The organism is Nocardioides piscis, assembly GCF_011300215.1.
Lineage (GTDB): Bacteria > Actinomycetota > Actinomycetes > Propionibacteriales > Nocardioidaceae > Nocardioides > Nocardioides piscis.
This window is the reverse complement of the sequence record NZ_CP049866.1, coordinates 272,245-285,050: the sequence shown is the minus strand read 5'-3', so window position 1 is coordinate 285,050 and position 12,806 is coordinate 272,245. Positions and strand designations below refer to the sequence as shown.

Genomic DNA, 12,806 nt, shown 5'->3' with positions numbered 1-12,806 from the left:
GACCATGAACCCGTCGCGTCCCACCACCATGCTGCGCCCCCTCACCGCGCTCGCCGCGACCCTCGCCCTCACCCTGACCGCCGCCTGCAGCACCGAGGAGCAGATGCGCGGCGTCGACCCCGCCGGCCAGAGCGCGGATGCCGACGACCACGGCGCCCCCGCTGCGCCGGACGAGATGCCGAGCGCCATACCTGCTGCTGACGGGTTGGTCCGCACCGAAGGACTCGTGACCGTCCTCGACGACGGCGACGGCCCCCAGCTGTGCACCTTCGTGGCCGAGTCGCTGCCGCCGCAGTGCGAAGGGACCCCGCTCGCCGGGTGGGACTGGGCAGCGCACCCCGAGCACGAGGACCAGTCCGGCACCAGGTGGGGCGACTTCGCGCTCACCGGCACCTTCGACGGCGAGAGCCTGACGGTCACTGACGCAATCCCCGCCGCGTTGTACGACACCGTCAGCCAGCCCCCGGAGCCGAGTCCCACCAGCCCCTGCGACCCGCCTGCCGGTGGCTGGGCCGTGGTCGACCCGGCCAAGGCCGACCAGGCGTCGATGGACGCCACCTTCGCCACGGCTGGCGGCCTTCCGGGCTATGCCGGCGCCTGGCTCGACCAGGGTCCCGACGAGGCTGCGGCCAACGACCCGACCAAGGTCGTCATCAACGTCGCCGTCACCCAGGACCCGGCCGGCGCCGAGGCGAAGCTCCGGGAGACCTGGGGCGGCGCGTTGTGCGTGAGCGAGGCCCGCTTCACCGAGGCCGAGCTCAACGAGGTCGCGATGGAGCTGCAGAAGCTCCCCGGCGCCACCACGTCGTCGGCCGCCGACGACGTCGTGCAGCTCGGAGTGCTCTTCGACGACGGTTCGCTGCAGGCCTGGGCCGACGAGACGTATGGCGAGGGGCGGGTCGAGATCACCTCGACACTGGGCCCAGTGGGCTGACTTCAGACGAGCAGGTGGCGGGCTGCCTGGCGCAACAGATGCTGGCAGCTCGTCGCCGTCGGGCCACGACGTGCGGGTACCTCGCGATCAGGCCCCACAGCAACGCCCACGATCCGCGCCTGCCACGAGAACCGCACTGGTCACGACCATCACCACACCAGGGCTTCGTCACGAGTCGAGACCGCGTCAGAACCCAAAGGGCCAAAGCGCTGGATCCGCTGGGACCACGCGATCGAACCAGGGACCTACGCGGTGGAGTAGGTATGCGAGATCGTGGGGCAGGACTGACCACCGCGGTACCCCGCCCCACACCCACACATAAGGCACGAGTAGCCAAACCGCCAGCAGTGCGGCTACCTCGATCCGTTGGTAAGACCGCAGTAGTTGCTCGTCCAGCAGGACGAACACCCCCAGTACGAGCAGCGACGTGCTCGCGACGACTCGTGTCTGGTCTCCCACGATGGGCAGCAGGGCCAGCGCAACTGCCAGTCCGGACAGGAGAGGGAACGCATCGCGGCCGAGATCGAAACTACGCAGGATGACCAACCAACCCAAGCCCAGGGTAGCGAACAGGACCCACTGCCAGTGGAACGCGAACTGGTCAATCACCATCACCACATTGGTGCGCAGCCAGAACGTACGCGATTCCACCTCGATGTCATGGGCTGAGAAGATTGCAATCAGGGCCCCTTTGCCTAGAAGCAGGCCGATCAGCAAGGCGAATGCTGAGGAGAGTGGGAATTGCACCTGCTTGCCGACCCATCGGGCCATCAGCAAACTGACGAGAAGAGCGCCTGCAGCGACGACGCCCTGCTCGAAGTGTTGCATGCCGAGGAGCACGCCTAGGGTCAACACTGCCCACTGGTGGGACGCCGCGACAAGCACGAGTGCAGTCAGAAGCAACGTCAGTCCGTCCATGCCGACCCAGAAGTAGGCCGTTCCGGATACGGGGAGTGTCGCAAAAATCACCGCGGCCGACCGACCCAGGTCACGGGGAAGCCGACGCAGCAGGAGCGCGAACATCACGATTTCGAAGGCTACGGCGAACCCGAGATGCAACAGAAAGTATGGGGCGAAGCTTGTCGCTCCGAGGGCCCAGGCCAAGAACATCGCCAACCAGTTCCAGAACAGGTAGTCGGCATTCGGGTCGGCGAAGTTGGGGTCAGCGAAGGGATTTTGGGCAGCCATTATGGACAGTGAGAGGTTAGGGATCCACCACACACCGGTCTTGAGCAGGATCACGCCGATAAGAATCGCGGTGAAGAGCCACGGTCGGGTCTCAAAGACGAGGCGCTCGAGAATACGAAGGACCTTCATCGTCGCGAGTCCCCCAGGGACCATCGTCGGTGAAGGCTCAGACCCTCCAAGGGATGATTTCGAACCTCTCGCGAACAATGGGGGCGCGTTCGCAGGCAAGGCCAGCGTCCTGGCGCGTTTGACTTCTGGCGTACGCGTTCGTGGTAATGATCGATGGTGTTGGCCGCCACCGGTACGCGAACCACCGAGTCACTATTCACGAACATGACCTTCTCATTCCATGAGTTGACGCGTGGGGGTTGACGGCAATGCACGCGACCTGCTGCGAACTGGTGCGGGACATGAGCAGGCGCAAAGGGGAGCCAGCGCAGGCATTCAGGGAGCAATGGCATCCTCCTGACCAGCGTCTAAGCGTCCGCATACTGTGAAAGGAACTCCGGGCGGAAGGTCTACGAGGAGCCCCACGCCTGGTGCCGTGACGCCGACGTAGACCTCGCTGGTGTCGCCGACGACCATTGGCACGGACGCGCTCGTCACGGTTCCGTCCCGCAGACGAACGGTGGTGCGGTCGGTCTCCGAGAGAATCAGCCTGGCTTGGGCCCCTTCCCTTCCTGATGGGATCTCGAGGACGCTGCCGACTGCCCCGAGGCCGATGGAGCAGTCGCCTGAGGGCGATGTCTCAGTGCCCTCGACAGTGGCTACCGCCTCGGGCAACCCCCAGGAGGTCGGAGCCGCGCTCACCTGGAGAGCCGCCCGGGCGGTGAGGCGATCGCGTGCGGTCACGGGACCGTCCGGGAGGGCGGCGGCCACTGAGTCGAGACGCAGCGCGTCGGCCGTGATGTTCGGGTTGTAGGACTCGTCAACGGCGTTGTCCAGAAGTCGCTCGGACGAACGAGCCAGCTCGCTGGCGGCAATGGTGCGAGCGCGCAGGTCGGGAGTGAGGGTGTCCCGACCCACGCGGAAGTCGACCGTTCCGAGGATCCCCGGGATGACTAGCAGGCCCAGGATCGCCGCTAGCGCGACCGACCCTTCGACCCGCCGGGTCTTCAACCGGTCCCACAGGCTGTGCAGCACGAGGGCGAGCGCAGGGAGCAGCATCAGCGCGCCGAAGTAGGAGTAGCGAGACGGCGAGGTCGACTCAGGTCCCAGGCCGCCGCGCGAGTCCGCAAGGATCAGGTAAGTGATCACTGCGGTGGCTGCGCCCGACAGCGCCAGGGCGCGGCGCGCGCTGTCAGGTTGGAGCGTCAAGGCGGCCGTCAGCAGTCCGATCACTAGGACCGGTCCGACCCCTTCGAAGCCGGTCATGCGCTCCCAGGTGACGGACAGGCCCTTCCAGGCCAGAGGCATCACGTCGACCGGCCGGCTTTCCGGGATGCCGGTCTCGGCCTGACGACCCCAGACGATGAACCAGGCGGCGTACACGATCATCGGCGGGACCGCGAGCACCAGCGCTCGCCGCAGACCGTGGCGCGCGAATGTGAACGCGCCGAGCCAGATGAGCATCGGAATGCTCGTGCTGGCTGTCATCAGCGACAGGACCGAAAGCGTCCAGATGATCACAACGGTCCGGCGACCCGTCCAGCCGGCGGAAAGCAGGAGGGCGGCCAGGCCGAAGACCGCAGTGCCGATCATTCCGATCTGGAACGACCACAGCAGGTTCTCAGCTCCGGCGCCGAGGAAGACCAGCACCGCGGTGACGCCGGCGGAGACCCACGGGTGGATGCCGCAGCGGCTCTGCACCAGGAAGAGCAAGACGCACGCGACAGCGTGTGCTGCGACCGGGAGCGCCGCGAACACCAGGAAGTGGTGCAGCCCGAACACGGAGTAGAGCGCCCGGTAGATCAGGACCGGGACGGTGCTCCAGTGCTCGTTGTGCGGAGCCATCAGGCTCTCGACCGGACGCTCGCCGAGGTCGCGAGCCAGCAGGAAGGCCCAGTCGTCGCCGAAGAACCACAGGTGGCGCGCCTGCGTCAGCAAGAACACCGAGCCGATCAGGACGATCAGGACGGTCGTGACGAGCGGCCACCGCTCCCTGGGCAGTCGCACCGAGAGGTCGTCGAGCTCAGAGACGACCGTCGGCGACGGCCTGCGTCACCCACGGGATGACCTCGTCGAGCATGTCGTCGAGCGTCGTGGTGCACTCGAAGCCCAGCACGTCCTTGGCCTTCTGGACGTCGGGCACGCGCTTCTGCACGTCGTACTCGTAGGCCTCGTCGCTCACCAGCGTCAGGGGCGCGTCGCCCTTGATCTTGCGCCAGATCACCTCGGCGAGCTCGCGGACGGTGGTCGACTCGGCCGTCGAGATGTTGAAGTCCTCGTTGTAGGCCGCGTCCTGGCTCATGCACTCGACGATGCCCCGGGCGAGGTCGCCGCCGTAGGTGTAGTGGCGGACCTGGTTGCCCTCGCCCAGGATGTGCAGCGGGTCCTGGCCCTTGACGATCTTCTGCACGATGTCGGGCACGACGTGGCTCATGGCCAGCTTGACGTTGCCGGAGGTCACCTCGACGTCACCGAGGGCACGGCCCTCACCGACGCCGACGCAGTTGAAGGGGCGCACGATCGTGTAGGGCACCTTGTACTGGTCCCAAGCGGCCTTGGCGAAGTATTCGACCGCGAGCTTCTGGAAGCCGTACGACGACAGGGGCGGCGGGATCTTCCGCTCGTCGCCCTCCTTGGAGGGCCAGTGCTCGGTCGACTCGAAGACCATCGAGCTCGAGAGATAGGTGACCTTCTTGAGCTTGCCGTGCTGGAAGGCCTCGATCGCCGCGTCGCACTGGGAGGCCATGATCCGCTCGTTCTGGGCGAGGAGGTCGTAGGCGTAGGCGTGGAAGTAGGAGATGCCGCCGATCAGGGCTGCGCCGGCGATGAGGTGGTCGCAGTCGGCGAGCAGCTTCTTCATGACGTCAACGTTGCGGCAGTCGTCCTCGTAGAAGTGGTAGTTGGGGTGGTTGTCGTAGGACTTCTCGACCTTGCCGTACTTGGAGTAGTTGTCGATGCCGACCACGGTGTATCCGCGGCTGAGGAGCTCCTCGACGACGTAGCCGCCGATGAAGCCGGCCGAACCCGAGACGAGGACCTTCTGGTCGTTGCTCACGATGACTTTCCGTTCGTTGTGGTGGCGCGTTGATTGAGGGCGGCGATCCGGGCGGCCTGCTCGGAGACCTGTTCGAGGCTGAGGGCCGGACCGAAGGCGAAGCGGTACCAGCGGAGATACTTGGGGATCCAGGCCTTCATGTCGAAGTTGGAGTCGCCGATGGTGCGGTCGAGCCAGATGGTCGGGAGCTCCGCGACCGGGCGGCGCAGGCGTCGCGCCTTGGCCGTGAGCTCGAGGCCGATCTCGAAGCCGCTGGTGCTGTGGATCCCGACCTCGCGGATGAAGTCGGTCGAGTAGGCCTTGAAGCTGTTGGTCGCGTCCTGCGTGCCGACCCGGGCCAGGACTCCCAGCGAGCGCCCGGCGCCCTGGGAGATGAGGCTCTTGAGGAGCGGGCCGCCGACCTGCTGCCCACCGGGGCAGTAGCGCGACGCAGCGGCGACCACGACCCCGCGCTCGACGAGGCGTGCCAACGGGTCGATCTGGCGCGGGTCGTCGGACCCGTCGGCCATGGTGACGACGACGACGTCGTGGCTGGCGTGGTCGATGCCATAGCGGATGGCGTGGGCCGGGCCGCGACCATAGGTGTTGACCAGGACGCTCAGCCCGTCGCCATACCTGGGGTGGCCCTTGACGACCGGGACCGTGCTGTCCTCGGCGAAGTCGACGACGACGAGCACCTCGAGGACCGACTCGACCGCCTGGAAGATGCGGTCGAGGACGGGCACGACGCCGTCCTGCTCGTTGTAGGCGGGAATGACGACCGACACCGCCAGCGTCATACGGTCGTCCCGTTGCCGAGGAGGTTCCACACGTCCACAACCGGCTTGTCGGTCACCACGTCGGCGTAGGTCTTGTGCGGAGCCCCGATGACGAGCACGTCGGAGCGCTCGAGGACCTCCTCGAGCGGCAGCAGGCTGTCGTCCACGGTGACGTAGGGGTCGGTGCAGAACACCTCCCGCGAGCGGAACTCGAGGATCCGCTTGAGCTTGTAGGAGAGGCTGGAGCGGATGTCGTCGCTCTCGCCCTTGAAGGCCATGCCCAGGATGCCGACGCGGAGGTCGGCGAGGTCGTGGGCCTGCTCCATGCGGGTGACGAGATAGAGAGGGAGCCCCTCGTTGACCAGCATCGCCGAGTGACCCAGGACGTAGGAGTTGTCGGTGAAGGCCGCGAGCTGCATCGTGTCCTTGAACAGGCACGGGCCGGCGGCGAAGCCCGCACCGGGCATGTCGGCGGCGCGGGGGTAGTCGTGGGCGAGCGCCTTGCGGATCCGGTCGTAGTCGAGACCGTGGTCGTTGGCCATGACGTAGAACTGGTTGGCGGCGGCGAACTTGATGTAGCGCCAGTTGTTGGTGAACAGCTTGGCCAGCTCGGCCTCTTCGGGATCCAGCTCGACGACGCTCGGCGTGAGCGCTCCGAACAGCTTCGCCGCACGGTCGCGCGCATCCTGGGTGCGGGCGGAGACGATCTGGGGCAGCGTGAAGAGCTCCTCCATCGCCCTGCCCTCCGCGATCCGCTCGGGACAGAAGGCGACGTCGAGGTCGAGACCCGCGTCGGCGAAGAGCCGCTCGATCGTGCGCGTGACTCCGGGATAGACGGTGCTCCGCAGCACGACGAGCTGCCCGTCGCGGAACGAGCCGAGCGACTCGCGCAGGGCCTTGGTGACCGCGTGCGGGTCGGGGTTGAGGTGCTCGTCGACCGGGGTGCCGATCACGACGACGACCACCTCGGAGCGACCGATGACCTCTGGGTCGGTGGTGGCGGTCAACCTGCCGGCGGCCAGGCCCTGCTGGAGGACCTCCTGGGCGCCGTCCTCCATGAAGGGGAGCTCGCCGCTGAGGACGAGGTCGACGGCGCGTGCGTCGATGTCCTGGATGGCGACGTCGAGCCCGCGCGAGGCGAGAGCGATGGCGAGCGGGAGACCGACGTGGCCGCAGCCGCCCACCACGACCACGTCGTGGTCGAATGTCGTGCCGGACAAGGGCCAGTCCTCCTGGGTCGGGAAATCTGGCCCCAACCTATAGGCCGCGGGCCTAGGACTGCGCAGCCGGCCGCAGGGTGAGGCTGATCGAGTTGATGCAGTAGCGGTCACCCGTAGGGGTGCCATGGCCGTCGGGGAACACGTGACCCAGGTGTGAGCCGCAGTTGGCGCACCTCACCTCGACGCGGTCCATCCCGTGGGAGGTGTCCTTGATGTATTCGACCGTGTCGCTGATCGGCTGGTAGAAGCTGGGCCAGCCGCACCCGGAGTGGAACTTGGTGCCCGAGGTGAACAGCTCGTGCCCGCACGCCTTGCAGGAGTAGGTGCCCTCGTCCTCGGTGTCGGTGTAGGTGCCGGTGAAGGCGCGCTCGGTGCCGGCCTGGCGCAGCACCGCGTATTCCTCGGCGCTGAGCTCGGCGCGCCACTCCTCGTCGGTCTTCTCCACCTCGTAACCCATGTCCATCAGCCTACGGGGCCGACCCAGAGGCCGGCCCCACGTGCTGGGCCACGTGCTGGGCATCACCTTGACGAGAGTGAGTGGACGCTTGTTCACTGAGTCGATGGCAGCCACCAAGACCCTCACCCTCGCGCGGCGGGCAGGAGCACGTCTCACCACGCCGTTGCACCCCGACGACTACCTGTCCATGATCAACCCGCTCTGGTCCGCGCGCGAGCTGCGCGGGCGGATCGAGAAGGTGATCCCCGAGACCGAGGACGCCGCGACCGTGGTGATCCGGCCCGGATGGGGCTGGCACTACGAGCACCGCCCCGGCCAATACGTCGGCATCGGCGTGCAGGTCGACGGCAAGTTCCACTGGCGCTCCTACTCGGTGAGCACGCCCCCCAAGCGGTCCGGGCGCACCATCGCCATCACCGTCAGGGCCATGCCCGAGGGTTTCCTGTCCAAACACCTCGTGGGCGGGCTGGAGCCCGGAACCATCGTCCGGCTGGCCCTGCCGGCGGGTGAGTTCGTGCTGCCGTCGCCGCCGCCGGCCAAGATGCTGATGCTGGTGGGCGGATCGGGCATCACCCCGGTCATGTCGATGCTCCGCACGCTCGACCGACGCGACACCATGCCCGACGTCGTCGTCCACTACTCCTCGACCACCGAGGAGCGGATGATCTTCCGCGACGAGATCGTGGCGCTGGCCGAGAAGCACCCGACGCTGACGCTGCACCGCCTCCACACCGACCACGACGGGATGCTCGAGCTCGCCGACCTCGACCGGATCGTGCCCGACTGGCGCGACCGCGAGACCTGGGCCTGCGGCCCGGCGCCGATGCTCGACGCCATCGAGGAGCACTGGGAGGACGCCTCGCTCAGCGACCAGCTCCACCTCGAGCGGTTCTCGCTCAAGTTCGACGGTGACGGCGGAGAGGGCGGCACCCTCACGTTCCAGAACTCCAACAAGACCATCGAGGCGGACGGCGCCACGACCGTGCTCGAGGCAGGCGAGGAAGCCGGGGTCGGGATGCCCTACGGCTGCCGGGCCGGCATCTGCCACACCTGCACCCTCACCCTCGTCGAAGGCACGGTGCGCGACCTGCGCAACGGCGAGGAGTACTCCAACCCCAACGATCGGGTACAGACCTGCGTGACCGTCCCGGTCGGCCCCTGCACCCTTGCGATCTAGGAAGGACCAACCATGGCCATCAGTGACGTCAAGGAATACACCCACCTCACCGCCGAGGAGGTCGAGCAGCTCGGACGCGAGCTCGACGCCATCCGCCGGGAGGTCGAGGAGTCCCGCGGTGATGACGACGCGGCATACATCAACCGCCTGATCAAGATCCAGCGCAGCCTCGCGGTGGCCGGTCGGGTCACCCTCTTCGCCTCGCGCTTCCCACCCGCGTGGGCCGCCGGCGCCGCCATGCTCGGAGTGGCCAAGATCCTCGAGAACATGGAGATCGGCCACAACGTCATGCACGGCCAGTGGGACTGGATGAACGACCCGGAGATCCACTCCTCCAACTGGGAGTGGGACACCGCGCAGCCCGCGGAGCAGTGGAAGCACAGCCACAACTACATCCACCACCAGTTCACCAACGTGCTGGGCTTCGACAACGACATCGGCTACGGCATCCTGCGGATGGCGCGCGAGCAGAAGTGGCACCCGGTCTACCTCGGCCAGCCCGTCTACAACGCGTTGCTCGCGACGCTCTTCCAGTGGGGCGTCGCGCTGCACGACCTCGACCTCGAGGCGATCCGCAAGCGCGAGAAGGACCCCAAGGTGCTCGCCAAGCAGCTGCGTCAGATCCGGCGCAAGATCAGTCGCCAGATCGGGAAGGACTACGTCTTCTTCCCGCTGCTCACCGGGCTGGCCGGTCCGGGCAACATCGTGCCGACCATGACGGCCAACGCCACGGCCAACCTGATGCGCAACCTGTGGTCCTACATGATCATCTTCTGCGGGCACTTCCCCGACGGGGCGCTGCACTTCACCGAGGAGGAGCTCGAGGACGAGACCCGCGCGGAGTGGTACCTCCGCCAGATGCTGGGCTCGGCGAACTTCGAGGGCGGACGTCTCCTGCACGTCATGAGCGGCAGCCTGGGCTACCAGATCGAGCACCACCTGTTCCCCGACCTGCCGTCCAACCGCTACCCCCAGATCTCGGTGCGGGTGCGCGAGCTCGCGGCGAAGTACGACATTCCCTACACGACCGGCCCGCTCCACCGGCAGTACGGCCAGGCGCTGCGGACGATCATGAAGCTCTCGCTCCCCAACCGCTTCACCTCCTCCGACCAGCCCGAGCCGCCGACGCCGCCCGTGGACCGGCGTCGCCGTACGGACGCCGAGCGCCCGACCCGGATGGTCGAGACGGGCGGCTGGTCCTCGCGCGCAGCGGCCTCGACGGCATGAGGGCCGACCTGCGCGACGGCTCCAACCGGCTGCGCGAACCCACTCGGGCCTGGGTCACGCAGTGCGCGCTCTCGCGCATCTGCGGGGTCTGTGAGGACGGCCTCGGACGGCCCATCGCGTTCGTGGGGACCCCCTCGAGCGCGACCGGCTCGAGTTCCACCTCCCGCCCATGCACGAAGGGTGTGCAGAGTCGGTGGCGGAGCCCGACCAGGTGGTGGTGACGACGAGCGGGTTCGAGTTCATCCGGCCCGACCGCGACGACCCCGACCAGTCGCCGAGGTTCGCGCCCAACTCACTCCTCTGAGCGGCCGGCCGCTCGGGACTGGCAGGGTGGTGGGATGCAGACCACCCAGATCCTCCTGGCCCAGCGGCCGGTCGGCGAGCCCGACGCCGCCACCTTCAGCACGACGACGCGGTCCCTGCCCGAGCTGGAGGAGGGGCAGGTCGCACTCGCGATCCGCTACCTGTCCCTCGACCCCTACATGCGCGGGCGGCTGAGCGCCGCCAAGTCCTATGCCGCACCGGTCGAGATCGGTGACGTGATGGTCGGCGGGACCGTCGGCGAGGTCGTCGAGTCCAGGTTCGATGGTCTCGCCCCGGGCGACATGGTGCTGTCCTACTCAGGCTGGCAGAGCGCCGACGTGGTGGACGGGCGTCACGTCCGCAAGCTCGATCCCACCCTCGCACCGGTGACGACGGCGCTGGGGGTGCTCGGCATGCCCGGCTTCACGGCCTACGCCGGGCTCCTCGAGATCGGCAGGCCGAAGGAGGGCGAGACGGTCGTGGTGGCCGCTGCCACCGGGCCCGTCGGCAGCGCGGTGGGCCAGATCGCCCGGATCAAGGGCGCGCGCGCCGTCGGGATCGCCGGCGGGCCTACGAAGGTGCGGGCCCTGACGGAGGAGTTCGGCTTCGACGCCGCCCTCGACCACCGCGCCCCTGACTTCCGCGACCAGCTCAAGGCGGCCACCCCGGACGGCATCGACGTCTACTTCGAGAACGTGGGCGGTGGGGTCTTCGACGCCGTACGCCGACGTCTCAACACCTATGCCCGGATCCCGGTCTGCGGGCTGGTCGCCAACTACAACCTCACCTCGCAGCCGGAGGGCCCCGACCAGCTGGCCGGGTTCATGGGCCAGGTGCTGACCCAGAGCCTGACGATTCGCGGCTTCATCCAGGACGAGTTCACCCGGAGCCACGGGCGCGACTTCGTGCGCGAGATGGGTGAGTGGGTCGCGAGCGGGCAGGTGCGCTATCGCGAGGACGTCGTGGAGGGGCTGGAGAACGCCGGTGCGGCGTTCGCCGGGATGTTGCGGGGCGACAACTTCGGCAAGCTCGTCGTCAAGGTGAGCTGATCGGCGCAGCCGCTAGGTTTGCTCCATGGCAGCGGCGAAGGCGGCGATGGTGCTGGCCGGTGAGCGGGAGGTGCGGATCTCCTCGCCCGACCGGGTCATCTATGAGGCGACCGACACCACGCCCGAGGTGACCAAGGTGATGGTCGCGGAATACTTCGCGAGCGTCGAGGAGGGGCTGATGCGCGCGCTGCGCGACCGGCCGACGGCGCTCGAGCGGTGGACGTCCGGGGTGCGGCCGGGGATGAAGCTGGCGACCGGGCCGCAGGACAAGGACGCCGACGCGTTCTACCAGAAACGTGTCCCCAAGGGCGCGCCCGACTATCTCGAGACGGTGCAGATCACCTTCCCGTCGGGACGCACGGCCGAGGAGATCTGCCCGACCGAGATCGCCGTGCCCGTGTGGTGCGCCCACATGGGCACCCTGACGTTCCACCCGTGGCCGGTCCGCCGCGACGACGTCGACCATCCCGACGAGCTGCGCATCGACCTCGACCCGCAGCCCGGGACCACGTTCGGCGACGCCGTGCGCGTGGCTGGGGTGGCGCGTGAGCTGCTGTCCGACCTGGGGATCACCGGCTATGCCAAGACATCGGGCAACCGGGGGATCCACATCTATGTCCGGATCGCGCCGGAGTGGGAGTTCTCGGACGTCCGGCACGCGGCGATCGCCTTCGGGCGCGAGCTGGAGAAGCGGGACGGCGGCGTGACCACGGCCTGGTGGAAGGAGGAGCGCGGCGAGCGGATCTTCATCGACTTCAACCAGAACACCAGGGACCGGACCATCGCATCGGCATACTCCCTGCGGCCGCTGCCGGGCGCGCCCGTCTCGACCCCGATGTCCTGGGACGAGCTCGCGACGGTGACCGACCCGAGGGCCTACAACCTGTTCTCGGTGCCGTCGCGGCTGGCCGTCGACGGCGACCCGTGGGAGGGCATCGACGACGTCCACCACTCCCTGCAGCCGCTGCTCGACCTGTGGGAGCAGCACCCCGTCGAGCTCAACTATCCGCCCGACCACCCCAAGATGCCCGGCGAGCCGCCGCGGGTGCAGCCGTCGAAGAAGGTGGCGTCGCACTGGGACGCCGCGGGCAACCGAGTCGAGTGAGGGACGAACGAGCGACGGCGCCCGCAGACCAGGACCGCGGGCAACAGAGTCGAGTGAGGGACGAGCGAGCGACCGCGCCCGACCAGAGCGCAGGAGGGCAACCGGATCGAGGGGACGTGAGCCTGGCGGGGGGCGCGCGTGTCCACCAGCTGGCGGCGCCCAACGTCCAGAACGGGTCTCGGGTTGTCGCCCGCCGCCATTTCCGGAGCGGTCGGCGCAGTGGAC

Annotated in this window: 11 protein-coding genes; 5 read left to right on the top strand and 6 right to left on the bottom strand. The window is 68.0% G+C overall.

Features of this window, described 5'->3' with window-relative positions; all coding sequences use genetic code 11:
- Positions 1–4 precede the first annotated feature (4 nt).
- Positions 5–934, top strand: coding sequence for a hypothetical protein (locus G7071_RS01485; RefSeq protein WP_166314020.1), 930 nt, complete (start codon positions 5–7; stop codon positions 932–934).
- Positions 935–1,120: 186 nt separating this feature from the next.
- Here G7071_RS01485 and G7071_RS01480 read toward each other — a convergent pair whose 3' ends face one another.
- The 6 genes from G7071_RS01480 to msrB all read right to left on the bottom strand — a co-directional run bounded on the left by G7071_RS01480 (position 1,121) and on the right by msrB (position 7,720).
- Complete coding sequence (locus tag G7071_RS01480; RefSeq protein WP_166314018.1) at positions 1,121–2,251, bottom strand: hypothetical protein; 1,131 nt, start codon at positions 2,249–2,251, stop codon at positions 1,121–1,123.
- 315 nt (positions 2,252–2,566) lie between these two features.
- Complete coding sequence (locus G7071_RS01475; protein ID WP_166314016.1) at positions 2,567–4,237, bottom strand: hypothetical protein; 1,671 nt, start codon at positions 4,235–4,237, stop codon at positions 2,567–2,569.
- 16 nt (positions 4,238–4,253) lie between these two features.
- Positions 4,254–5,285: an NAD-dependent epimerase/dehydratase family protein gene (locus tag G7071_RS01470; RefSeq protein WP_166314014.1), complete on the bottom strand. Its 1,032-nt coding sequence runs from the start codon at positions 5,283–5,285 to the stop codon at positions 4,254–4,256.
- Positions 5,282–6,064 carry a glycosyltransferase family 2 protein gene (locus G7071_RS01465; RefSeq protein WP_166314012.1) on the bottom strand — a complete coding sequence of 261 codons (783 nt, stop codon included), beginning with the start codon at positions 6,062–6,064 and terminating at the stop codon, positions 5,282–5,284. Before G7071_RS01465 ends, G7071_RS01470 begins: the two co-directional genes overlap by 4 nt.
- Complete coding sequence (locus G7071_RS01460; protein WP_246210303.1) at positions 6,061–7,263, bottom strand: nucleotide sugar dehydrogenase; 1,203 nt, start codon at positions 7,261–7,263, stop codon at positions 6,061–6,063. The genes G7071_RS01465 and G7071_RS01460 overlap by 4 nt, the downstream gene beginning before the upstream one ends.
- Positions 7,264–7,315: 52 nt before the next feature.
- Entirely contained in the window at positions 7,316–7,720 is a 405-nt protein-coding gene (gene msrB / locus G7071_RS01455) for a peptide-methionine (R)-S-oxide reductase MsrB (RefSeq protein ID WP_166314008.1), read from the bottom strand.
- 103 nt (positions 7,721–7,823) lie between these two features.
- Here msrB and G7071_RS01450 point away from each other — a divergent pair, with 103 nt between their 5' ends.
- From G7071_RS01450 to G7071_RS01435, 4 genes are all read left to right on the top strand, one after another.
- Positions 7,824–8,897, top strand: a complete 1,074-nt coding sequence (locus G7071_RS01450) for a ferredoxin reductase (RefSeq protein WP_166314006.1) — start codon at positions 7,824–7,826, stop codon at positions 8,895–8,897.
- Positions 8,898–8,909: 12 nt separating this feature from the next.
- Entirely contained in the window at positions 8,910–10,124 is a 1,215-nt protein-coding gene (locus G7071_RS01445) for a fatty acid desaturase family protein (RefSeq protein ID WP_166314004.1), read from the top strand.
- 338 nt (positions 10,125–10,462) lie between these two features.
- On the top strand, positions 10,463–11,476 hold the full coding sequence (locus tag G7071_RS01440) for an NADP-dependent oxidoreductase (RefSeq protein ID WP_166314002.1): 1,014 nt from the start codon (positions 10,463–10,465) through the stop codon (positions 11,474–11,476).
- Between the two features lie 25 nt (positions 11,477–11,501).
- Positions 11,502–12,581, top strand: a complete 1,080-nt coding sequence (locus tag G7071_RS01435) for a DNA polymerase domain-containing protein (protein WP_166314000.1) — start codon at positions 11,502–11,504, stop codon at positions 12,579–12,581.
- Positions 12,582–12,806: the final 225 nt, after the last annotated feature.

What these genes read in the sequence shown, in the direction of transcription:
- G7071_RS01435 (WP_166314000.1), top strand. Translation starts at nt 11,502, where the DNA reads ATGGCAGCGGCGAAGGCGGCGATGGTGCTGGCCGGTGAGCGGGAGGTG.
- G7071_RS01450 (WP_166314006.1), top strand. Translation starts at nt 7,824, where the DNA reads ATGGCAGCCACCAAGACCCTCACCCTCGCGCGGCGGGCAGGAGCACGT.
- G7071_RS01465 (WP_166314012.1), bottom strand. Translation starts at nt 6,064, where the DNA reads ATGACGCTGGCGGTGTCGGTCGTCATTCCCGCCTACAACGAGCAGGAC.
- G7071_RS01485 (WP_166314020.1), top strand. Translation starts at nt 5, where the DNA reads ATGAACCCGTCGCGTCCCACCACCATGCTGCGCCCCCTCACCGCGCTC.
- msrB (WP_166314008.1), bottom strand. Translation starts at nt 7,720, where the DNA reads ATGGGTTACGAGGTGGAGAAGACCGACGAGGAGTGGCGCGCCGAGCTC.
- G7071_RS01480 (WP_166314018.1), bottom strand. Translation starts at nt 2,251, where the DNA reads ATGAAGGTCCTTCGTATTCTCGAGCGCCTCGTCTTTGAGACCCGACCG.
- G7071_RS01440 (WP_166314002.1), top strand. Translation starts at nt 10,463, where the DNA reads ATGCAGACCACCCAGATCCTCCTGGCCCAGCGGCCGGTCGGCGAGCCC.
- G7071_RS01445 (WP_166314004.1), top strand. Translation starts at nt 8,910, where the DNA reads ATGGCCATCAGTGACGTCAAGGAATACACCCACCTCACCGCCGAGGAG.